This window comes from Rhodospirillales bacterium (assembly GCA_016699855.1).
In the GTDB taxonomy this organism is placed as follows: domain Bacteria; phylum Pseudomonadota; class Alphaproteobacteria; order Reyranellales; family Reyranellaceae.
Genome location: CP064988.1, coordinates 1,771,093 through 1,793,624, shown reverse-complemented (window position 1 = coordinate 1,793,624; position 22,532 = coordinate 1,771,093). Strand labels below are relative to the sequence as shown.

Genomic DNA, 22,532 nt, shown 5'->3' with positions numbered 1-22,532 from the left:
CCGACCGGCGGGGGATTCCGCCGCAACGAGACACGACCGGGGAGACGTCATGCGCATCGCGCGTTTGTCGACGCTGTTCGCCATCCTTCTGGCGCTCGCCGCGCCGGCCGCGGTCCGGGCCGCCGATCCGCCGCCCAAGGGCCTCTGGCTGATCACCGATTTCCCCTCCACCGGCGCGCGGGCCGGCGAGGTCACGACGGTGAAGCTCAAACTGCAGAACGCCGGCCTGCCGCCCGACGTCGTGGCGGTGGCGGTCTCCGGCGTGCCGGAGGGCTGGAAGATCGACGTGCTCGGCGGCGGCCAGCCCGTGTCCTCGGCGATGCCCGCCAGCAACGAGAGCGTCTCGCTGAGCCTGCGCCTCGACGTGCCGGCAAACGCCAAGGCCGGCACCTATCCGGTGCTGGTGCGCGCGCAGAGCGCCTCGGCCAGGGCCGAGCTGCCGCTGGTGGTCTCGATCGGCGGCGAGATCCCGGCCAAGCTGTCGATCAAGGCCAAACTGCCGGAGCTGCGCGGCACGCCGAAATCGAGCTTCGACTACCAGTTCACCGTCAGCAACGATTCGGGCAAGGACCTGGTGGTGCGCTTCGCCGCCGACGCGCAGAAGGGCTTCACCGCGACGTTCACCGAGGCGTTCGGCAGCGCCGAGCTGTCGTCGATCCCGGTCGAGGCCGGCCAGAGCAAGGAGCTCAAGGTCAGCGTCAAGCCACCGCGCGACGTCGCCGCCGGCTCCTATCCCGTGCGCATCCGCGTCGAGGCCGAGGGCGCCAGCGCCCAGACCCAGGTCGCGATGCTGGTGCAGGGCCAGCCGACGCTGAAACTGACGGGCAAGGACGGCCGCCTCTCGGCCGAGGCCGAGGCGGGCAAGGCCTCGACCTTCACGATGGTCGTCAGCAACGACGGCACGGCGGCGGCGGAGGAGATCGAGCTCGGCGGCACGGCGCCCGCCAACTGGAAGGTCGAGGTCGAGCCCAAGACGATCGACCGGCTGGGACCCGGCGAGAAGAAGGAGGTCCAGGCCACCATCACGCCGCCGGCCAAGGCGCTGGCCGGCGACTACCAGAACGCGATGCGGGCGACGGCCAAGGGCGACACGGTGACGGCGGATTTCCGCGTCACGGTGACGACCTCGACGCTGTGGGGCGTCGTCGGCGTCGGCATCATCGCCGTCGCGCTGCTGGTGCTGGTCGGCGCCGTGATGCGCTTCGGCCGCCGCTAGCGCCGGAGCCGCCGCCATGGGCGAGGCGATCATCCAGGCGCGCGGCCTGACCAAGCGCTACGGCGCGGCAACCGCCGTCGACGCGGTCGATTTCGACGTCGCCGCCGGCGAGATCTTCGGACTGCTCGGGCCCAACGGCGCCGGCAAGACGACGACCATCCTGATGCTGCTCGGGCTGACCGAGGCCAGCGCCGGCTCGGTCACCGTCGCCGGGCACGATCCGGTGCGCGACCCGCTGGCGGTCAAGAAGCGCGTCGGCTACCTGCCGGACTCCGTCGGCTTCTACGACAACCTCACGGCGCGCGAGAACATGCGCTACATGCTGCGGCTGGCGGGTTTCGCGCGCGACGAGGCAGGGCGCCGCATCGACGGCGCGCTGGCGCGCGTGCGCCTGTCGGACGTCGCCGACAAGCGCGTCGCCACCTTCTCGCGCGGCATGCGCCAGCGGCTGGGCATCGCGGAGATCATCGCGAAGAGGGCGGAGATCGCGATCCTCGACGAGCCGACCTCCGGCCTCGATCCGCAATCGACCTTCGAGCTGCTCGACCTGATCCGCGACCTCAAGGCCGACGGCGTCGCGGTGCTGCTGTCGTCGCACCTGCTCGACCGCGTGCAGAGCATCTGCGACCGCGTCGCGCTGTTCAACAAGGGGCGCATCGCGCTGATGGGCACGGTGCGCGAGCTCGGCGCGATGGTGCTCGGCGCCGGCCACGCCGCCCATGTCGAGGCCGACGGTCCGGACATGGAGGCGCGCCTGGCCGGCGTCGCCGGCGTGCAGCGGGTCGAGCGCGACGGCCGCGGCTGGCGGGTCACGGCGGCGCGCGACGTGATGGCCGACATCGCCCAGACCGTCGTGGGCGGCGGCGGACGGCTGCAGCGCCTGGCGGCGGCCGATCCCAGCCTCGAGGCGATCTACGCCCGCTACTTCGAGGAGCACCGCGATGCGGCGTGAGGGCTCGCCGTTCACCGGCCTCGGCGCGGTGTTCGTGAAGGAGTTCGCCGACCACCTCGGCGGCGCGCGCAACTTCGTGCTGCAGGCGCTGGTTGTCCTGATCGGAATCTTCCCGGTCTACGTCGCGATCCGCGACATCCGGGCGTCGAGCGCCAACGAGCCGTTCCTGTACCTGCTGCTGTTCACCTACAGCAGCGAGCAGATGCCGGTGCCGGCGCTGATGACCCTTCTCAGCCTGCTGATCCCGCTGGTCGCGGTCGGGCTGGCGTTCGACTCGGTCAACGGCGAGTTCGCCCGGCGCACCATGAGCCGCATCCTGGCGCAGCCGATCTACCGCGACGCGCTGCTGCTCGGGAAGTTCCTGGCGGCGCTGGCCACCGTGACGGTGGCCCTCGTCGCGCTGTGGCTGCTGATCCTGGGCGTCGGATTGCTGGCGCTCGGCGTGCCGCCGGGCGGGCCGGAGGTGCTGCGCGGCTGCGCCTTCCTGCTCGTGGCCATCGCCTACGCCGGCGTCTGGCTGGGCGTGGCGATGCTGTTCTCGGTGGCGATGCGTTCGGCCGCGTCGGCGGCGTTGTGCGCGCTCGGCGTGTGGCTGTTCTTCACCATCCTGTGGCCGATCATGGCCCAGGTCGCGGCCCAGACGATCGCGCCCCCGGACCTCGTCTACGCCGCGCGCGGACTGACCGATCCCGACAACGCCGCGTGGAGCCTGGCGCTGTCGCGCCTGTCGCCCAACACGCTGTTCTTCGGATCGGCCCAGCCGCTGCTCAATCCCTCGCAGCGCTCGCTCGGGCTGGTGTTCGTCAGCCAGCTCCAGGGGATGGTCCACGGCGCGCCGCTGCCGGTCGGGCAGAGCCTGCTGCTCGCCTGGCCGCAGATCACGGCGCTGGTCGCCGCGATGATCGTCGTCTTCGCGCTGGCCTACGTGGTGTTCCAGCGCCAGGAGGTGCGCGCCTGAATCAGGCGCCGCGCAGCGCCCGGATGTTGGCGGCGTAGCGCTCCGGGCCGCCGGCGAACACGGCGGTGCCGGCCACCAGCATGTCGGCGCCGGCCGCGACGGCCCTGCGCGCGGTCTCCGGGTTGATGCCGCCGTCGACCTCCAGATCGATGCTCCGTCCGGAGGCGTCGATCATGCGCCGCAAGGCCGCGATCTTCGCGAGCTGGCTTTCGATGAAGCTCTGGCCGCCGAAGCCCGGATTGACGCTCATCGCGAGGATCAGGTCGATGTCGCCCAGCAGGGGCTCGACCACGCCGGCCGGCGTCCCCGGATTCAGGACGATCCCCGCCTTCCTGCCCAGGGATTTGATCAGCTGGACGGTGCGGTGCGGATGCGGTCCGGCCTCGGGGTGGAACGACACGATGTCGGCGCCGGCGGCGGCGAACTCGGCGGCGAAGGCGTCGACCGGCGAGATCATCAGATGGACGTCGAACGGCAGGGCGGAATGCGGCCGCAACGCCTTCACCACGGCCGGCCCGATGGTGAGGTTGGGCACGAAATGGCCGTCCATCACGTCGACGTGGACCAGGTCGGCGCCGGCCGCCGTGATCGCGGCGACCTCGCGGCCCAGCGCGGCGAAATCGGCGGACAGGATCGAGGGCGCGATGCGGATCGGCTGTTGCATGGACGGCACCTATCAGGTGACATGCGCGGCGACAAGACGCGGCCCGCGGCGACCGCGCGCCATGGAGGAACACCGATGAACCGACCCGTCGCCGTGCCGACCGAGTTCAAGCTCGGCGCCATCACGGTGCTGCGGCTGAAGGAGACGCTGGGCAAGGCGTTTCCGCCCAAATTCCTGCTGCCCGACCTGACGCCGGATCTGCTGGAGCGGCACGCCTCGTGGCTGACGCCGAACCACTACGACCCGGAGGCCGGCCGGTTCGTGATGGGCACGCATTCCTGGATCCTGCGCACGGCGAACCACAACATCCTGATCGACACCTGCATCGGCAACGACAAGCCGCGGCCGGGCAATCCCGGCTTCAACATGCTGAGCCAGCCCTACGTGCAGCGGCTGGAGGCGCTCGGTCTCGGTGTCGACGACATCGACTTCGTGTTCTGCACCCACATGCACGTAGACCACGTCGGCTGGAACACGCGCCTGCTCGACGGCCGCTGGGTGCCGACCTTCCCGAACGCGAAGTACCTTTACTGCCGGCGCGAATTCGAGTGGATGAAGGCCAACGCCGAGCGCGAGCCGGACTCGCAGGACGCCGCCGTGTTCAACGACTCGATCGGGCCGATCCACGCGGCCGGGATGGCCGTGATGGTCGACGACGGCCACGAGATCGAGCCGGGCATCCGGCTGGAGCTGGCGGCCGGCCACACCCCGGGGTCGATGATCATGCACGTCGAGTCCGGCGACGGCCACGCGCTGCTGATCGGCGACATCTGCCACCATCCGCTTCAGGTGTTCCATCCCGAGCTGAACAGCGGCTTCTGCGCGGACGCCGCGGGCGCGCGGGCCTCGCGCCGCCGCGCGCTGGAGATCGTCGCCGGCAACGGCGGCCTGCTGATGCCGGCGCATTTCGGCGCCCCGCACGCGGTGCGCGTGCGCGCGAAGGGCGACGCGTTCGAGATTCCGTTCTGATCGGGAGCGCGGGCGGCGGCGCTTCCCATCGCCGCCGCGTTCCGCTACACCCCTGCGCGTTTCCGGACCGGCCCGAGCGCGCGCACCCATGATCCTCTTTCCCGCCATCGACCTCAAAGACGGCCAGTGCGTCCGCCTGCTGCGCGGCGACATGGAGAAGGCGACGATCTTCAACGTCTCGCCCGCCGACCAGGCGCGGCGCTTCGTCGACGCCGGCTGCGAGTGGCTGCATCTGGTCGACCTCAACGGCGCGATCGAGGGACGCCCGGTCAACAAGGCGGCGGTGGTGTCGATCCTCGAGGCGGTCGGCGAGCTGCCGATCCAGCTCGGCGGCGGCATCCGCGACATCGAGACCATCGCGCTGTGGCTCGACGCCGGCGTGCGGCGGGTGATCCTCGGCACGGTCGCGGTCAGCAACGCCAACCTCGTGCGCGACGCCTGCCGCCAGTGGCCGGGCCGGATCGCGGTCGGCATCGACGCCCGCGACGGCGTCGTCGCGGTCGATGGCTGGACCAAGCAGTCGACGGTCAAGGCGCTCGACCTGGCGCTGAAGTTCGAGGACGCCGGCGTCGCCGCGATCATCTACACCGACATCAACCGCGACGGCGCGATGGGCGGCGTCAACGTCGACCAGACCGTCACCATGGCGCTGCACCTGACGACGCCGGTGATCGCCTCGGGCGGCGTCGCCACCATCGACGACCTGCGCGAGCTGAAGCGGCAGGAGGCCACCGGCATCGTCGGCGTCGTCGCCGGCCGCTCTCTCTACGACGGACGCATCGGCCTGGCCGAGGCGCTCCGGGTGCTGCGCGGATAGCGCCGCGGCGATGCTCAAGGTCAGGATCATCCCCTGCCTCGACGTCCACGCCGGCCGCGTGGTCAAGGGCGTGAAGTTCGTCGACCTGGTCGACGCCGGCGACCCGGTCGAGCAGGCGCGGGTCTACGACGCCGCCGGCGCCGACGAGTTGACCTTCCTCGACATCACCGCCAGCCACGAGAACCGCGACACGATCTACGACGTGGTGCGGCGCACCGCCGACCACTGCTTCATGCCGGTGACGGTCGGCGGCGGCGTGCGCGCGGTCGAGGACATCCGCAAGCTGCTGCTGGCCGGCGCCGACAAGGTGTCGATCAACTCCGCCGCCGTGTCCCGGCCGGAGTTCGTGCGCGAGGCGGCGGAGAAGTACGGCGACCAGTGCGTCGTGGTCGCGATCGACGCCAAGGCGACGGGGCCGGGCCGCTGGGAGGTCTTCACCCATGGCGGCCGGCAGACCACCGGGATCGACGCCGTCGACTGGGCGCGGCGCATGGCCGCCAGCGGCGCCGGCGAGATCCTGCTGACCTCGATGGACCGCGACGGCACCAAGGCGGGGTTCGACCTCGAGCTGACGCGCGCCGTCAGCGCCGCCGTGCCGGTGCCGGTGATCGCCTCGGGCGGCGTCGGCACGCTGGACGATCTGGCCGACGGCGTGACGATCGGCGGCGCCAGCGCGGTGCTGGCGGCCTCGATCTTCCATTTCGGCACCTTCACCATCGCCGAGGCCAAGGCCCATCTCGCCCGCCGCGGCGTTCCCGTTCGACAATCCGCGAAATCGGCGTAGAATCAAAGTCGGGAAGCAACCGCACAAGAACCGGCCGGAACAGGCCGGCGCGCACCTCCCCCAGCGCGGAACGGCGGACGATGGCCAAGAAAAAAGAGAAGGACGGCCGCAAGAAGGCCGCCAAGGCGAAGAAATCCACCGGCAAGGACCACGAACGCGCGGCGGCGCGGGCGCCGCACATGCTCGACCGGCTCTACGACACCATCGAGAGCCGCAAAGGCGCCGATCCGGCGACGTCGTACACCGCCAAGCTGATGGCGCGCGGCACGGAGAAGCTGGCGCAGAAGCTGGGCGAGGAGGCGACCGAGACCGTGATCGAGGCGATCAAGGGCGACCGCCGCAAGCTGGTGATGGAGAGCGCCGACTTGCTCTACCACCTGCTGGCGCTGTGGGCGACGCTCGGGGTCAAGCCGTGGCAGGTCTGGGCCGAGCTGGCGCGCCGCGAGGGCGTCTCGGGAATCGCCGAGAAGGCCGCGCGCGACGCGGTATGAGGCGTGGCCGCGCTGGCGTGGCGGCGCGATTCCGCGTAATGCCGTCGACGCGATGCCCGAGCTTCCCGACGCGATCCTGTTCGACCTCGACGACACGATCATCCGCGCCTACGCCAAGCCGGAGGAGGCGTGGGCGCGCCTGCTCGACGGCTATCGCGCGCCGCTCTCGGCCGGTCCCGCGGGCGAGGATCTGGACCGCCTGCGCGGCGTCATCGTCTCCGAGGCCCGCACGTTCTGGAGCGACCCCGCCGCCGCCGCCCGCTGGCGCCTCGACATATCCGGCGCGCGCCGCCTGGTGGTCCGCGCGGCCTTCGCGCGGCTGGGCCGCGCCGATCCCGCGCTGGCCGACGAGCTGGCGGACGCCTTCACCGAGCTGCGGCGGCGGGAATACGCCCTCTATCCCGACTCGCACGCCACCATCGACGCGCTGCGCGCCGCCGGCGTGCGGCTGGCGCTGGTGACCAACGGCCAGTCCGAGATCCAGCGCGCCAAGGTCGAGCGGTTCGATCTCGCGCACCGTTTCGAGCACATCCAGATCGAGGGCGAGTTCGGCAAGGGCAAGCCCGAGCCGGAGGTCTACGTCCACGCGCTGGCCAAGATCGGCGCGCCGCCGGCGCGCGCCTGGATGGTCGGCGACAACCTCGAATGGGAGGTCGTGATGCCGCAGCGGCTGGGCATGCGCGGCATCTGGTTCGATCCGCACGGCGACGGGCTTCCGGACGACGCCGCCGCGCGTCCGGACCGCGTCATCCGCCGCCTCGGCGAGCTCCTGGAGTAGCGCGGCGCCGCGCCGCTAGCGCTTGACGATCTCGACGCGCCGGTTGCGCACGCGGCCCTCTTCGCTGTCGTTGGTCGCGACCGGCACCAGATCGGCGACGCCGGCGAACGACAGCCGCGCCGCCGCCACCCCGTGCTTGCCCGTCAGCTCCTTGACCACGGCCTGCGCCCGTTGCTCCGACAGGTTGCGGTTGAACGTGAAGTCGCCCTGGCTGTCGGTGTGGCCGACCACCAGCAGCTTGAGCTTGGGGTCGCTCTTCAGCAGCGCGGCGAGCTCGTCCATGGATTCCTTGGATTCGCCCTTGATGTTCGATTTGCTGGAGTCGAACTGGATGCCGTAGAGCGCGATCTTCCCCGACACCGCGAGCTCCTTGGCTATGTCGTCGGCGCCGATCGCCGCGGTGCTCGGCGCGGCGGATTGCGCCGCGACGGCGGCGGCGCACTTGCCGCGCGCGTCGGCGACGATCTTCTCGGCGTCGGCCTTGGCGGCGGCGATCGCCCTCTCGGCGTCGGCCCTGGCCGCCGCGGCCGCCTTCTCGAGCTCCGCGCGCAGCGCCGCGAACCGGTCGGCGCCGCCGGCGCCGGCGGCCTTCTCGGCCTCCGCCTTGACCGCCGCCACCGCCTTCTCGGTCTCCGCTCTGGCCGCCGCGACCGCGCGCTCGGCCTCGGCCTTGGCGGCCGCGACCGCGCCGTCCATCTCCGATTTTGCCGCCGCCCGGGCGCGCTCGCCCTCGGCCTTCAGCTCGGCCAGCGCCTTGGCGGCGCCGGCGAGGCGCAGATCGCCCTCGGCCCGCGCCGCGCCAGCGCCTTGTCGGCCTCGGCCCTCGCGGCGGCGACGCGCGAATCGGCCTCGCCTTTGGCCGCCGCGGCCGCCGCCACGGCCTTGTCGAGCTCCGTCCTGGCCGACGCGAGCGACTTCTCGGCGGTCTCCTTCTCCGTCGTCGCCCGCGCGATGGCGGCGCGGGCGGCGTCGCCGGCCGGCACGCCCCACGGCTTCCACAGCGCGAGCAGGGCGCCGACGACGGCGAGGGTGGCGATGCCCAGTCCCATGGCGCGGCTCATTTGCGTCTCCGTTGCTCGGGGTCCGGTGCCGGGGTCAGACGCGGCGGTCCGACCGGCGCTTGTCGGTCGGCAGCAGCATCAGGCGCTCCACGCGGCGGCCGTCGCGCAGATGGGTCTCGAGGATCTCGTCGACGTCGGCCTTGGTCGGACACGCGTACCAGACGCCCTCGGGATAGATCACCACCGTCGGTCCCAGCTCGCAGCGGTCGAGGCAGCCCGCGTTGTTGATGCGCACGTCCTTGAGGCCCATCTCGCGGGCGCGGGCCTTCATGTGGTCGCGCAGCGCCTCGCCGCCGGCGTCGGCGCAGCAGCCGCGCGGATGGCCGGCCTCGCGGCGGTTGGTGCAGCAGAACACGTGCGCGCGGTAGTACGGCGCGGGATCGTCGGTCATCGGCGGCGGTTCCTATTTCTTCTGCGCGCCCGACATCGACGCGAGCTGCTGCCAGAACATCTGCTGGACCTGCTCGACGCCCTGCATCGACGCCGGCAGCCAGGTCTTGAACACCTCCGCCGGATCCATGGCGCCCAGACCGGCCTTCATGCGCTGCTCGACCTCGGCCAGGATGCGGTCCTGCATCGGCTTGAGGTCCGGCAGTCCGAAGAAGCTGCGGGCCTCCTCGGGGGTGCAGTCGATGGTCACGTTCACTTTCATGGTCGGCCTCCGCCGCCACATTAGGCGATCCCGCCGCCGAGGCACAGGGGGCGACGGCGGCGGAGCGGCGCGCTAGAATCGCCACCATGGTTCCCGCCTGGCTCGCCGCCAATCCCCGCGCCCGCCGCGACCGGCCGTTCGGCCGCGAGCAGCGGTACGTCGTCAACCCCAACGGCGTCGCCGAGCTGGCGCGCGGCCTCGCCGAATGCCCGGCGCACCGCGTCACGCCGCTGCTGGCGCTGCCGGCGCTGGCCGCGACGCTGGGCGTCGGCGAGATCCGCGTGAAGGACGAGTCGAAGCGTTTCGGCTTCGGCGCCTTCAAGGCGCTGGGCGGCGTGCTCGCGGTCGGCAACCACCTGTCGAGCGTCTGCGGCGAGGCGTGGCACGCGAACGTCACCTACGCGCGGCTCATGGCCGGCGAGGGCCGCGAGCTGTGGGGCGGCACGGTGTTCACGACCGCCAGCTCCGGCAACCACGGCCGTTCGGTGGCGGCCGGCGCGAAGCTGTTCGGCACCCGCTGCGTGGTGTTCCTGCCGGCCTTCACCAGCGCCGAGAAGGAGGCCGCGATCCGCGCCCGCGGCGCCGAGGTCGTGCGCGTCGACGGCGACTACGACGCGGCCGTCGCCGCCTGCCGCCGCGCCGCCGCCGAGAAGGGCTGGACGATCATCTCCGACACCTCGTGGGAGGGCTACGAGCGCGTGCCGCGCGACGTCATGCGCGGCTACACGGTGCTGGTCCAGGAGGCGCTCGAGCAGTGGCCCGAGGGTCCGACGCACGTCTTCGTCCAGGCCGGCGTCGGCGGCCTCGCCGCGGCCGTGATCGGCCACATGTGGGCCGAGATGGCCAGGCGGCCGACCTTCGTCGTGGTCGAGCCCGAGAGCGCCGATTGCTGGTTCCAGAGCAACCTCGCGGGCGCCCCGGCGCTAGCCAGCGGCGATGCCGCCACCGCGATGGGCGGCCTGGCCTGCCGCGAGATCTCGCCGGTGACGTGGCCGGTGATCGGCCTCGCCGCCGACTGGTTCATGACCATCGGCGAGGACCTCGTGACGCCGACGCGGCGGCGCCTCGCGGACCCGCTCGACGGCGATCCGGCGATCGAGTCCGGCCCCTCCGGCGCGGCCGGCGCGGCCGGTCTGATCCGCGCCTGCGTCGACCGCGAGGCCTACGCCGCGCTCGGTCTCGACGCGCGCGCCCGCGTGCTGCTGGTCAACAGCGAGGGCGCGATGGGCGAGGCTCTGCCGGATTGACGCGGGCCGCGCCGCGTCGCCGCACGACGCGCGGTTGACGTGGACGGCGCGCGGCACGACATGGGCGCCATGGATGGTGGTCTCCCCGGCGCGCGCCTGCTGCTGCCGATCGAAGGCATGACCTGCGCCGCGTGCGCCGGCCGCGTCGAGCGGGCGCTGGCGCGCGCGCCGGGCGTGGCGGCCGTGGCCGTCAACCTCGCGGCGGCGACGGCGCGCGTCGATCTGGCGCCCGGCGCCGATCCGGCCGCCTTGTCGACGGCCGTGGCCGACGCGGGATACGCGGTCGCGCGGCGCACGCTGGCCTTCACCATCGAGGGGATGACCTGCGCCGCCTGCGCCGGCCGCGTCGAGCGCGCGCTGCGGGCGTTGCCCGGGGTCGAGGCCGCGCGCGTCAACCTCGCGACCGCGCGCGCCGAGGTCGACGCGCCGGGCGGCGTCGTCGCGCCGCGCGACGTGGTCGCCGCCGTCGCGCGGGCCGGCTACGGGGCCCGTCCCGTCGTCGACGGCGCCGTCGCGGCGCCGGCCGAGCGCTGGATCGACGGCGCGCCGGCGATGGCCGCGGCGCTGGCGCTGGCGGCGCCGTTCGCCGTGGACATGGTCAACCATCTGCTGGCCCGGCCGTCCTTCCTGCCGCCCGCGCTCCAACTCGCGCTGGCGCTGCCGTTGCAGACGGTGTTCGCGTGGCCGTTCTACCGCGCGGCGTGGAAGGGCGCGCGCGCGGGCGCGGCGACCATGGACACGCTCGTCGCGCTGGGCACGTCGGCGGCGTTCATCCTGTCGCTCGCCGTCATGGCCGGCTGGCTGCCCGGCGCCGGCGGACACGCGGCCCACGGCGCGCCGGCGCTGTATTTCGAGGCCAGCGCGATGGTGATCGCGCTGGTGCGTCTGGGACGATGGATCGAGACGCGGGCCAAGCGCGCCACCGTCGCCGCGATCGAGGCGCTGCGCGGATTGCGGCCGGCGGTGGCGCGCGTGCGGCGCGACGGCGTCGAGGTCGAGGTGGCGATCGGTTCGCTGGCGGTCGACGACGTGGTGGTGGCGCGTCCCGGCGAGGACGTGGCCGTCGACGGCGTCGTGGTCGACGGCCGCGCCTCGGTGTCGGAGGCCGTCGTCACCGGCGAGAGCCGGCCGGTCTCGAAATCCGCCGGCGACCTGGTGATCGCCGGATCCACGACGCTCGACGGCGCGCTCGACATCCGCGCCACCGCGGTCGGCGACGCCACCCGGACGGCGCGCATCGCGCGCGCGGTGGCCGAGGCGCAGACCGGCAAGATGCCGGTCGAGGCGCTGGTCGACCGCGTGACCCGGGTGTTCGTGCCGGCGATCCTCGCGCTGTCGGTGGCCGCGTTCGCGGGCTGGATGGCGGCCGGCGCATCGGCGCCGCGCGCGCTGGTCGTCGCGATGACCGTGCTGGTCGTGGCCTGCCCCTGCGCGCTGGGACTGGCGACGCCGATGGCGATCGCCGTCGGCCTCGGCGCGGCGGCGCGCCGCGGCATCCTGATCCGCGTGCCGGCGGCGATCGAGCGGCTGGCGCGCGTGCGCACGGTGGCGTTCGACAAGACCGGCACGCTGACCGCCGGTCGTCCGGTCGTCACCGCGCTGCTGCCGGCCGCCGGCGTGCCCGAGGCGGCCTTGCTGCTGGCGACCGCCGCCGCGCAGGCCGGCAGCGAGCACCCCCTCGCGCGCGCGATCAAGGCGCGGGCCGCCGGCCTGGCGCTGCCGCCGGCGCGCGATTTCAACGCCGTGGTCGGCCGCGGCGTCACGGCCGTCGTCGACGGCGCCGACGTCGCCGTCGGCGGCCGCGCGCTGATGCGCGAAGGCGCCGTCGACATCTCGGCCCTGGAGACGGTGGCGGCGCACGAGGCCGTCGGCGCGACGGTGGTGTTCGCCGCCAGGGGCGGCGTGGCGCTGGGGTGCGTGGCGATCGCCGACGCCGCCCGGCCGACGTCGCGCGACGCCGTCGCCGCGCTGCGCCGGCGCGGCGTCGAGGTGGCGATGATCACCGGCGATTCCGAGCCGACGGCGCGCGCGGTCGCGGCCGGGCTCGACATCGCGGTCGTGCTGGCGGCGCGCACGCCGGAGGGCAAGGCGGCCGACCTCGCGGGCTTCAAACGCGCCGGCGGCGTGGCGATGGTCGGCGACGGCATCAACGACGCTCCCGCGCTGGCCGCCGCCGACGTCGGCGTCGCGATGGGCGGCGGCGCCGACCTGGCGCTGGGCGCCGCCGACGTCGCGCTGCTGCGCGACGATCCGGCGCTGGTCGCGGAGCTGCTCGATCTCGCCCGCCGCATCCGCGGCAACATCGTCCAGAACCTGGCCTGGGCGTTCGGCTACAACGTCGTGGCGGTGCCGCTGGCGATGCTCGGCGCGCTGCCGCCGGCGCTCGCCGGCGCCGCGATGGCGGGCTCGAGCGTCGCGGTCGTCCTCAACGCGTTGCGGTTGCGCCGCGCGCCGTGACAGGATATCGCGTCGCCGAATCACCGGGAGCGTCGATGCAGCGCAACGTCCGTCGTCTCCTCGTCGGCCTGACCGCGGCGATCGCGGTCCTGTCGACCGCGGTCGACGTCCGTGCCCAGGCGCTCCCGCCGGAGCGCGTGTTCGCGTCGAAGGCCACCGGCTGGTCGCGCACGCTCGACCGCGTCGAGGACGTCCTGTCGCGCCCCGGTCTGGCCCTGGTCGAGCTCGACGAGGCGCGTTCGACGGCGCGCGACGTCCGGGACGAGGCGGAGGAGGAGGCCAAGCGCACGCGGGAGACGGCGCGCGGCCTGCGCGGGCGGCTGGGGCGGATGGAGGCGCGCCCGCCCGAGGCGCGCCCCGCCGAGGCGAAGCCGGCGGAGCCCAAGCCGGCGGCGGCGCCGTCGCCCGAGAGCGAGGAGGTCCGCGTCCAGCTCGAGCGGCTGCGCCTGGAGGTCACCAACGCCGAGGGCGCCGTGAAGCTGGCCGAGGACGCGATCGCCCGCGCCGGCCAGGCGCTCGACCGCATCGCGCGGCTGCGCGGCGAGCTGGTGTGGGCGCCGCTGTTCCGGGCCGGCCCGTCGCCGCTGTCGCCGGCCACCTGGGGCAAGGCCGGCGCCGAGGTCGGCGACGCGTGGCGCACGCTCGCCGCGTCGTGGCGCGCGTACTTCGCGGCCGCGGCGCCGCGCGATCCGGCGCGCTCGGCGGCGGGCGTCGTGGCGTTCAACACGGCGTTCTACGGCGCGCTGGCGCTGGCGCTGGTGTGGCTGCGCCGCCGCGTCGTGCGGCGCGACGGGATCGACGCGCCGAGCTACCGGCGGCGCCTCGGGGTCGCGGTCCTCGACATCGTCAGCCGCGTCGGCCTCGCCGTCGTCGCCATCCGCTACGCCACCAACATGATCGACGTTCATTTCGGCGGCGCGAACGGCGAGCCGACCCGGCCGCTGGTCGTCTTCGCCGGCGAGGCGTTCCGCAACGTCCTGCTCTTCCTCTTCGTGCAGGGGCTCGCGGAGGCCAGCCTGACGCCGCGCCATCCGCGCTGGCGCATCGCGCCGTTCTCGGCCGAGAGCGCGCGGTTGATCGCCGGCCGCGGACTGCCGCTCGCCGCCGCCGTCGTGGCGCTCTCCATCCTCAACGCGGCGATCGCGCCGGGCGAGTTCGCCGCCGACCACGGCCGGCCGAACGCCGAGGCGATCCTCGTCTCGATCGGCGCGATCGTCGTGCTTCTGATGGCGGTGCCCGTGCTGCGCGCCGACGCGTGGACCTCCTCGACGCCGGGCGAGGATGGCGGGCCGGCGCTGCTCGGCGGCGGCGCCTGGGCGCTGGGCCGCGCCGTGATCGGCCTGGCGCTGGCGGTCGTCGCGGCGGCGGCGTTGGCCGGCTACGCGGCGCTGGCCGACCGGGTGGTCGACTCGATCATCGCGACGGCGCTGCTCGCCTTCGTCGTCCTCGTGCTTCGCGCCCTGGCGTCGGACCTGTTCGCGGCGGCGGCGGCGCCGGCCTCGAGCGCCGGCCGCCGCCTGCGCGAGGCGTTCGGGATCACGGCGTCGCTGCCGGCGCACGGCCGGCTGCTGTTCCTGCTGGCCGTCGACTTCGCGCTGTTCTGCGGCGTGGCGCTGACGCTGCCCGTCCTGTGGGGCGCCGACACCGACGACATCGTCGACCGCGCCGTGAAGCTCGCCGCCGGCGTGCGCATCGGCGAGCGCACGATCTCGCCGCTCGACGTGCTGATGGCGGTGGCGGTGTTCGCCGTCGTCGTGCTGGTGTTCCGCGGCCTGCGCCGTCTGCTGCGCGAGCGGGTGCTGCCGGGGCTGCAGGTCCAGGAATCGGCCAGCGTCTCGATCGACGCCGTGGCCAACTACTTCGGCGTCGTCATCGCGGTGCTGCTGGCGGTCACCGCGCTGGGCGTCGACTTCACCAGCCTCGCCCTGATCGTCGGCGCGCTGTCCGTCGGCATCGGCCTCGGCCTCCAGAACATCGCCAACAACACGGTCTCGGGCCTCATCCTGCTGATCGAGCGGCCGGTGCGCGTCGGCGAGCGCGTGACGGTGGGCAAGTACGACGGCGTCGTGCGCCGCGTGAACCTGCGCGCCACCGAGATCGAGACCGACCAGCGCGCCACCGTCATCGTGCCCAACAGCGAGTTCCTCCAGAGCGCGGTCGTCAACTGGACGCACGCCGACACCATCGGCCGGCTCGACATGCCGGTCAGCGTCGCGCACGGCGTCGACGTGGCCGCCGTCGAGCCGATGCTGCGCGCGGTGGCCGCCGAGAATCCCTACGTGCTGTCGGATCCGCCGCCGGTGGTGCTGTTCAAGGCGCTGACCCCGACGGCGATGGAGTTCGAGCTGCGCGTGCGCCTGCTGCATCCCGGCGACGCCCTGGCGGCGCGCACCTCGCTGAACCACGCGCTCCTGCGCCGGCTGCGCTCGCCCGGCCTCGGGGTGGCGGCGTCGTGACGGCGCGGCGGGCGCGGCCGTGAGACCGTCCGACTGGATCCGCCGCGACACGTGGATGGTCGTCGTCCACGACCTGACGATGGCCGCGATCTCGGTGTTCGCGGCGCTGTTCTTCCGCACCGGCGGCCTCGGCCAGTTCGACGACACCACGCTGATGTTCGGCGCGCTGCTGCCCTTCGTCGGCGCCTGCGCCGTGGCGTTCCCGCTGACCGGCCTGTACCGCACCAACTGGCGCTACGCCTCGACCGCCGACATGCTGACGATCGTGCGCGCCGCGACGCTGGCGGTGCTGCTCTACGTGCCTCTGAGCTTCGTGACCACGCGCCTGACGGAGATCCCGCGCTCGTTCGTCGGCATGTCGTGGGTGGTGCTGATCTTCCTGCTGGCCGCCGGCCGGGTCGGCTACCGGCTGTTCCGCGAGGGCCGGCTGGTGCCGCTGCCGGGCGGCGCCCGCCACGGCCGCACGCCGGTGCTGATCGTCGGCGCCGGGCCGTCGGCCAACCTGTTCCTGCGCGCGCTCGACGCCGCCGGCGCGGAGTACCACGCCGCCGGCTTCGTGGCCGATTCGATCTCCCGGCCGGGCGTCCGCCTGCACGGCGTGCCGCATCTCGGCGCGGTCGGCGAGCTGGCGGCGGTGGTCGCGCGCTTCCGCGACGACGCCCAGCGGCCGCGGCGGATCGTGATCGCCGATCCCGACCTCGCGCCCGACACGCTGGCGTCGCTGCTCGACACCGCCGAGCGGCTCGGCGTGCCCGTGTCGCGGGTGCCCGACATGTCCCGTCTGCGGCCGGGGATCGACGACAAGGTCGAGCTCCAGCCGGTCTCGGTCGAGGATCTGCTGGGGCGTCCGCAGATCGTGCTCGACGAGACGCCGGTGGCGGCCATGGTCGGCGGCCGGCGCGTGCTGGTCACGGGCGCCGGCGGGTCGATCGGCGCCGAGCTGGTGCGCCAGATCGCGGCCTTCGGGCCGGCCCGGATGTGCCTCGTCGATTCCGCCGAGTTCAACCTCTACGCGATCGACATGGAGGCCGCCGAGCGCTGGCCGAAGCTGGCGCGGTCGGCCCGCATCCTCGATGTCCGCGACGCCGAGCCGTTGCGGGCGCTGCTGCGGGACGAACGGCCGGACATCGTGTTCCACGCCGCCGCGCTCAAGCACGTGCCGCTGGTCGAGGCCAATCCGCTGGCGGCCGTCGCCGTGAACGTGCTGGGCACCCGCAACGTCGCGGACGCCTGCGTCGAGTCCGGCGTGCGCGCGATGGTGATGATCTCGACCGACAAGGCGGTCAATCCGTCGAGCGTGATGGGCGCCACCAAGCGCTCCGCCGAGAGCTACTGCCAGTCGCTGGCGCTGGAACGCCCCGCCACCCGGTTCACGATCGTGCGGTTCGGCAACGTGCTCGGCTCGGCGGGCTCGGTGGTGCCGCTGTTCCGCCGCCAGCTCGAGGCGGGCGGGCCGCTCACGGTCACCCATCCGGACATCGCGCGATTCTTCATGACCATCCGCGAGGCGGTCCAGCTCGTGCTCCACGCCTCGGCCCTGGGCATGGCAGATGGCGATGCCGCCGGACGCGTGTTCGTGCTCGACATGGGCCGGCCGGTGAAGATCGTCGACCTCGCGCGGCAGATGATCCGGCTGGCCGGGTTGCGGCCCGACATCGACATCAAGATCGCCTTCACAGGCCTGCGCCCGGGCGAGAAACTCCACGAGGAGTTGTTCCATGGCCAGGAAAGGGTGGAACCGACCCGCCTGCCGCGCATCCTGATCGCCGCCCCGCGGACGGTCGACCGGGCGCGCCTCGTCGACGCCTTCGCGGCGCTCGGCGACGCATGCGTGCGATCCGACACGGCCGCCGCGCTCGCGGTTTTGCGGACGCTGGTTCCGGAATTTCGGACGTAGAATTTCGGGCCATCCGCGCCTCGAATTGCGGGCGCAATCGGATGCATTCCTAAAATTTGTTATGAATCAATATATTGTTGAAATGTGCTAATATTGTAACATAATATTGTTCTGTAACATGATCGCAATGCCGGGGAACTCGAAAACCGGTATACGTGCGCGAAGTGTTTCTGTATTTTTGCCTTGAGGCGCGCCGCGACGCGGCGGACGCCCCGCCATGAATAGGCATGCGAATCGACCGCTCGGGTCGGTGGCGGGCGGATCATGGCGGAATATGGATCGAGGACCGACGGAATGTTCACACGGGTGACGATGAGCGGCGCGGCCTTGTTGGCGGCGCTTCTGCTTGCCGGCGGCGCGCATGCCCAGGCGGGCGGCCTTCCTCCGGCCGTGGCCGACCAGATCAAGGCGGCGGCGGAACAGGGCGACGCGAACGCGTTGAACATGATCGCCCAGGCCAATCCGACCTTGGCGCTCGAGATCGCGGGCGCTCTCGTGAAGTTCGCGGTCGAGCGGCAGGCGACGGATCCGGCGCTGGCCGCGATCGCGGCGATGGTCGCGCTGGATATCCTCAAGGGGGTTCCGCCGGGCCCGGCGGATCCGCTCGTTGCCGAGGCGATGCGCGTCGTGAACACCAATCCTTACACGCTGGGTTCGATCGGCGTCGTGAATTCGGAGCGCCGCGTGCGGCGGGCGGAGCCGAACCGGACCCAGGGCGGCGGCTCGAGCACCTCCGGCGGCGACGGCGGCAGCGGGCTGGCGGGCACGACGTCGGAGGTGCCGAACCAGTTCTACGGCAGCGCGAATTGACCGGCCGGCGCTTGACGGGCGTTGCGGCGGGAATGGACGGGAGACGGCGGACGATGCGCAAAAGTTTCGAGTTCGGCGTCAGGATCGCGGCCGCCGCGTTCCTCGTGGCCGGCACCTTCGCCGGCGCCGCCGCGCAGACGCCGCGGCCGGGCACGGTGACGCCGGGCAAGGGCGAGAACTACGATCCGGTCGGCATGCCGGTGGGCTCGTTCCGGGTGTTCCCCGTTCTCGAGCTGGTCGAGCTTTACAACAGCAACGTCTACGCGACGTCGGGCGGCACCCGCGACGATTTCGTGACGGTGGTGCGCCCGGGACTCGAGCTTCGCTCCAACTGGAACAACCACATGCTCAACTTCTTCACGTCGGGGGCCTTCGGGTTCTACGCGAAGAACTCGCGCATGGACTACCAGGACTTCCGCGTCGGTTCCGAGTTCCGCGTCGACATCCAGAGGCAGTGGAACATCTACGGCGGCGCGCAGTTCAACCGTCTGCACGAGGATCCGGGCAGCCCCAACGCCACGCCCAATGCCATCACGGATCCGAACAAGTACAACCAGTCGATCGCCAACCTCGGCTACTACCAGAGGATGAACCGGTTCAGCGCCCGCCTCGACGGGCGTGTCGACAACTACAAGTACACGAACAACCGCAATCAGCCGGGCGGCGCATCGATCACCAACCGCGACCGCGACCGCACGGAGTGGACCGAGTCGCTGCGCCTCGGCTACGAGCTGGTCGAGAAGTACGAAATCTGGGTCCAGGGCGGCCTGAACCAGCGCAACTACAACCGCAACGTCGACAGCGCCGGCTTCCGCCGCGACTCGACGGGCTGGGAGGCGCTGCTCGGCGCGACCATCGACTTCGGCGGCATCACCCAGGTCGAGGCGTTCGTCGGCTACCGCGACCAGGACTACAGCGATTCGCGGCTCGGCCACATCCGCGGCGTGATGTTCGGGATGACCGGCTTCTGGAACCCGATCGTGCCGCTGTTCGTGAAGCCGTTCGTGAAGCGCACGATCGAGGAGACCGTGTCGACCACGCAGGCCGGCTACTGGGCCACCGCGTTCGGCGTCAACGTCGACTACGCGATGCGTCCCAACGTGAAGATCAACGGCGGCTTCAGCTACACGATCAACGACTACAAGCGGATCAACACGCCGGGCGCGACCTCGCGCAACGACGACTACATCAACTTCGAGATCGGGCTGCGCTACCTGCCGACCGAGAACTTCTACGTCGGCCCGAGCTACCAGTTCACCAACCGCAACTCCAACGCCGCCGGCAACGACTTCTCGCGCCACCTCGTGGCGCTGCGCGGCGGCGTGCAGTTCTAGCGGCGGCGCCTGCCATGGCGTCGCCGTCCCGCCCGGCCGGGGAGGAGCGCGCCGGCGCGCCCGCGGCCCTCGGCCGCCGCGCGCTGCCCGGCCTCGCCGCGGCGCTGGTCTGCGTCCTCGCGGCGCCGTCCGTCCGCGCCCAGGGCCAGTACAAGCTCGGCGCCGGCGACAAGGTGCGCGTCACCGTGTTCGGCGAGGAGGAGCTGTCGGGCGAGTTCGAGGTCGACGGCGCCGGCAGCCTGTCGCTCAAGGCGATCGGCCGCATGCAGGTCGGCGGGCTGTCGCTGCCCGAGGTCGAGCAGATGATCGCCGCCAAGTACAAGAGCAGCGGCTACCTGCGCAATCCCAGGGTCAGCGCCGAGGTCGTCAACCGCCGCCCGTTCTTCATCCTCGGCGAGGTCGAGAAGCGCGGCTCGTACCCCTACGTCAACGGCATGACCGTGGCCCAGGCGGTCGCCATCGCCGGCGGCTACACCTACCGCGCCTCGAAGTCGCGGATCACGGTCCAGCGCTTCGGCCAGTCGACCCAGGAGCGGGTCGCGGAGGACGCGCCGATCTTCCCCGGCGACACCATCCGCGTCCCCGAGCGCTTCTTCTAGGTCCGGTCGCGCGCCGGGCGCTGGTCCGCGGCGGCCGCGTGCGGTAGAAGCGCCCCGTGGCGCGCGCGTCGCGCCGCGCGTGTCCGATGGAGCGGCAAGTGAACGTGATCTCCACCCTCGCCGGCCCGCGCGGGCCCGACGGCGGCGCCCAGGCGGCGCCGGCCGCGCCGCCGCCGGCGCGCGGCGGGCGCGCGCCCGCGCTGTCGCCGCGCGACATCGTGCTGCTGGTGAACCGCCGCAAGTGGCACATGGCCGGCGTCGTGGCGCTGGTCATGGCGCTGGTCGGGCTGGCGCTGTCGCAGATGACGCCGATGTACCGCGGCTCGGCGCTGGTGATGCTCGACGCCCGCAAGCTGCGCGTCACCAAGGTCGAGGAGGTGATGCAGGGCATCGCCACGTCGGACACGGCGGCGCTGCAGACCGAGGTCGAGATCCTGCGCTCGCGCTCGCTGCTCGAGCGCGTCGTGGAGAAGCTCAAGCTCGAGGACGACGAGGAGTTCGCGCGCCGCGCGCCGGCGGCCGGGCCGTGGGCGTGGTGGGCGATGGCCCGCGCCGAGGCCGACCGGATCCTGGGCCGGACGGCGCCGCCGCCGCCGCCGCCCGACGCCGCCCGCGAGCGCCGCCGCGCCCAGGTGGTCGAGCGCGTGGCCGACGCGCTGACCATCGCGCCGCGCGGCCGCTCCTACGTGATCCTCGTGCAGTTCGAGTCGGCCGACGCGCGCAAGGCGGCGCTGATCGCCAACACGATCGCCGGCGAGTACATCGTCGACCAGCTCAACGCCAAGCTGGAGGCGAACCGGATCGCCACCACCTTCCTCACCGACCGCCTGCTGGAGCTCAAGCGCAACGTCGAGACCGCCGAGCGCGCCGTCGCCGAGTACCGCTCGCGCCACAACCTGACGATGGGCAGCACCTCGACCGTGACGGCGCAGTCGCAGTCCGAGGTCAACACCCAGCTCAACATCGCCCGCGCCGAGCTGGCGTCGAAGCGCTCGCGGCTGCAGTCGCTGCAGGCGGCCGAGCGCAACCCCGGCGGCGCCGCCGCGATCCCCGAGGTGCTGGCCAACCCGCTGATCGGCGCGCTGCGCGGCCAGGAGGCCGAGGTCAGCCGCCAGGTCGGCGACCTCAGCCAGCGCTACGGCGACGCCCATCCGCGGCTGATGCAGGCGCGCGGCCAGCTCGGCGAGATCCAGGGCAAGATCCGCGCCGAGATCGCCAAGATCGCCACCTCGGTGCGCGCCGAGGTGGCCGCCGCCGAGTCCAAGGAGGCCGAGCTCAAGGGCCGCCTCGACACCGCCGAGCGGCAGTCCGGCGACACCGGCCAGGCGATGGCCAACCTCAAGCCGCTGGAGCGCGAGGCCGAGTCCAGCCGCGCCATCTACGAGCAGTTCCTGACCCGCTCCAAGGAGCTGCGCGAGCAGCAGGACATCCAGCAGCCCGACGCCCGCGTGCTGTCGGCCGCCACGACGCCGGCCTCGCCCAGCTCGCCGCGCTACACGCTGACGCTGGCGCTGGCGCTGACGCTGTCCTCGGCGCTGGCGCTGGGCCTGATCCTGCTGCTGGAGAAGCTCGACGGCGGCTACCGCTCGACCGAGCAGATCGAGGCCGCGCTCGGCCTGCCGGCGGTCGGCATGATCCCCGGCCTGTCGCGTCTCACCCTGGGCGGCCGCAACCCGGCGCGCTTCGCGATCGAGAAGCCGACCTCGAGCTACGGCGAGTCGCTGCGCTCGGCCCACACCGCGATCATGCTGGGCAACCTCGACCAGCCGCCCAAGGTGGTGATGATCACGTCGTCGCTGCCGGGCGAGGGCAAGACCACCTTCGCGGTGTCGCTGGCGGCGCTGCTGGCGCGCTCCTCCTCGGGCAAGCGCGTCGTCGTGGTCGACTGCGACCTGCGGCGCCCCAACGTCGCGCGCACGATCGGCGGCAAGGCGACCGGCGGCACGATCGACGAGCACCTCTCCGGCGCCAAGACGCTGGAGGAGATCCTCGGCCGCGACGAGGCCAGCGGCCTGTTCTACATCACCGCCCGCCCCAACACGCCGAACCCGACCGAGATCCTCGAATCCAACACCATGCGGCGCTTCATCGAGAAGCTCGCCGACGAGTACGACCTCGTGGTGCTCGACACGCCGCCGGTCATGGCGGTGTCGGATTCGCGCATCCTCAGCCGGCTCGCCAACTACGTCGTGTTCCTGGTGCGCTGGGAGAAGACGCCGCGCGAGATCGTCGGCAACGCCACGCGCCTGCTGCGCGACGTCAACAAGCGGGTCGGCGTGGTGATGTCGCAGGTCAACGTGCGCCGCCACTCCAAGTACGGCTACGGCGACGTCGGCTACTACTACTCCAAGTACAAGAGCTACTACACGTCGTGAGCGGCGGCCGGACTC

The 22,532-nt window shown here is 72.6% G+C and carries 21 protein-coding genes; 16 read left to right on the top strand and 5 right to left on the bottom strand.

The window, feature by feature from the left end; translation table 11 throughout:
* Positions 1–49 precede the first annotated feature (49 nt).
* From IPK81_08370 to IPK81_08360, 3 genes are read left to right on the top strand one after another with little or no spacing between them, the layout of a single operon-like run.
* The gene (locus IPK81_08370) at positions 50–1,216 is read left to right on the top strand and encodes a hypothetical protein (protein QQS14177.1); all 1,167 of its coding nucleotides are present in this window, start codon (positions 50–52) and stop codon (positions 1,214–1,216) included.
* A 16-nt stretch (positions 1,217–1,232) separates the two neighbouring features.
* A complete protein-coding gene (locus tag IPK81_08365; GenBank protein QQS14176.1) occupies positions 1,233–2,168 on the top strand; it encodes an ABC transporter ATP-binding protein in 936 nt (311 codons plus the stop codon).
* Entirely contained in the window at positions 2,158–3,126 is a 969-nt protein-coding gene (locus tag IPK81_08360; GenBank protein QQS14175.1) for an ABC transporter permease, read from the top strand. The genes IPK81_08365 and IPK81_08360 overlap by 11 nt, the downstream gene beginning before the upstream one ends.
* A 1-nt stretch (position 3,127) precedes the next feature.
* On the opposite strand, the gene IPK81_08355 is transcribed toward IPK81_08360, so the two are convergent.
* On the bottom strand, positions 3,128–3,790 hold the full coding sequence (locus IPK81_08355) for a ribulose-phosphate 3-epimerase (GenBank protein QQS14174.1): 663 nt from the start codon (positions 3,788–3,790) through the stop codon (positions 3,128–3,130).
* Between the two features lie 75 nt (positions 3,791–3,865).
* Between IPK81_08355 and IPK81_08350 the strand changes: the two genes are divergently transcribed.
* The 5 genes from IPK81_08350 (at position 3,866) to IPK81_08330 (ending at position 7,629) form a co-directional block, all read left to right on the top strand.
* Positions 3,866–4,759: an MBL fold metallo-hydrolase gene (locus IPK81_08350; GenBank protein ID QQS14173.1), complete on the top strand. Its 894-nt coding sequence runs from the start codon at positions 3,866–3,868 to the stop codon at positions 4,757–4,759.
* An 88-nt stretch (positions 4,760–4,847) separates the two neighbouring features.
* Complete coding sequence (hisA, locus tag IPK81_08345) at positions 4,848–5,576, top strand: 1-(5-phosphoribosyl)-5-[(5-phosphoribosylamino)methylideneamino]imidazole-4-carboxamide isomerase (protein QQS14172.1); 729 nt, start codon at positions 4,848–4,850, stop codon at positions 5,574–5,576.
* Positions 5,577–5,586: 10 nt separating this feature from the next.
* A complete protein-coding gene (gene hisF / locus IPK81_08340; GenBank protein ID QQS14171.1) occupies positions 5,587–6,360 on the top strand; it encodes an imidazole glycerol phosphate synthase subunit HisF in 774 nt (257 codons plus the stop codon).
* A gap of 80 nt (positions 6,361–6,440) precedes the next feature.
* Entirely contained in the window at positions 6,441–6,851 is a 411-nt protein-coding gene (locus IPK81_08335) for a phosphoribosyl-ATP diphosphatase (protein QQS14170.1), read from the top strand.
* Between the two features lie 52 nt (positions 6,852–6,903).
* On the top strand, positions 6,904–7,629 hold the full coding sequence (locus IPK81_08330) for an HAD family hydrolase (GenBank protein QQS14169.1): 726 nt from the start codon (positions 6,904–6,906) through the stop codon (positions 7,627–7,629).
* 15 nt (positions 7,630–7,644) lie between these two features.
* Here the strand turns inward: IPK81_08330 and IPK81_08325 are convergent, their stop codons facing one another.
* The 4 genes from IPK81_08325 to IPK81_08310 are packed head-to-tail and all read right to left on the bottom strand — an operon-like array spanning position 7,645 to position 9,342.
* Positions 7,645–8,325, bottom strand: coding sequence for an OmpA family protein (locus IPK81_08325; protein ID QQS14168.1), 681 nt, complete (start codon positions 8,323–8,325; stop codon positions 7,645–7,647).
* Positions 8,326–8,366: 41 nt separating this feature from the next.
* Complete coding sequence (locus IPK81_08320; GenBank protein QQS14167.1) at positions 8,367–8,690, bottom strand: hypothetical protein; 324 nt, start codon at positions 8,688–8,690, stop codon at positions 8,367–8,369.
* A gap of 34 nt (positions 8,691–8,724) precedes the next feature.
* Positions 8,725–9,081 (bottom strand): (2Fe-2S) ferredoxin domain-containing protein, encoded by a 357-nt coding sequence (locus tag IPK81_08315; protein ID QQS14166.1) that lies wholly within the window; start codon positions 9,079–9,081, stop codon positions 8,725–8,727.
* A 12-nt stretch (positions 9,082–9,093) separates the two neighbouring features.
* On the bottom strand, positions 9,094–9,342 hold the full coding sequence (locus tag IPK81_08310; protein QQS14165.1) for a hypothetical protein: 249 nt from the start codon (positions 9,340–9,342) through the stop codon (positions 9,094–9,096).
* Between the two features lie 86 nt (positions 9,343–9,428).
* Here IPK81_08310 and IPK81_08305 point away from each other — a divergent pair, with 86 nt between their 5' ends.
* The 8 genes from IPK81_08305 (at position 9,429) to IPK81_08270 (ending at position 22,517) form a co-directional block, all read left to right on the top strand.
* Positions 9,429–10,589, top strand: coding sequence for a diaminopropionate ammonia-lyase (locus IPK81_08305; protein ID QQS14164.1), 1,161 nt, complete (start codon positions 9,429–9,431; stop codon positions 10,587–10,589).
* 69 nt (positions 10,590–10,658) lie between these two features.
* A complete protein-coding gene (gene cadA, locus IPK81_08300) occupies positions 10,659–13,046 on the top strand; it encodes a cadmium-translocating P-type ATPase (protein ID QQS14163.1) in 2,388 nt (795 codons plus the stop codon).
* Positions 13,047–13,081: 35 nt separating this feature from the next.
* Positions 13,082–15,502, top strand: a complete 2,421-nt coding sequence (locus tag IPK81_08295) for a DUF3772 domain-containing protein (protein ID QQS14162.1) — start codon at positions 13,082–13,084, stop codon at positions 15,500–15,502.
* Between the two features lie 55 nt (positions 15,503–15,557).
* The gene (locus IPK81_08290) at positions 15,558–17,399 is read left to right on the top strand and encodes a polysaccharide biosynthesis protein (GenBank protein QQS15010.1); all 1,842 of its coding nucleotides are present in this window, start codon (positions 15,558–15,560) and stop codon (positions 17,397–17,399) included.
* 312 nt (positions 17,400–17,711) lie between these two features.
* On the top strand, positions 17,712–18,209 hold the full coding sequence (locus IPK81_08285) for a hypothetical protein (GenBank protein QQS14161.1): 498 nt from the start codon (positions 17,712–17,714) through the stop codon (positions 18,207–18,209).
* A gap of 53 nt (positions 18,210–18,262) precedes the next feature.
* Positions 18,263–19,543, top strand: coding sequence for an outer membrane beta-barrel protein (locus tag IPK81_08280; protein ID QQS14160.1), 1,281 nt, complete (start codon positions 18,263–18,265; stop codon positions 19,541–19,543).
* A gap of 14 nt (positions 19,544–19,557) precedes the next feature.
* Positions 19,558–20,142, top strand: a complete 585-nt coding sequence (locus IPK81_08275) for a polysaccharide export protein (protein QQS14159.1) — start codon at positions 19,558–19,560, stop codon at positions 20,140–20,142.
* A gap of 98 nt (positions 20,143–20,240) precedes the next feature.
* Complete coding sequence (locus tag IPK81_08270; protein QQS14158.1) at positions 20,241–22,517, top strand: polysaccharide biosynthesis tyrosine autokinase; 2,277 nt, start codon at positions 20,241–20,243, stop codon at positions 22,515–22,517.
* Positions 22,518–22,532 lie beyond the last annotated feature (15 nt).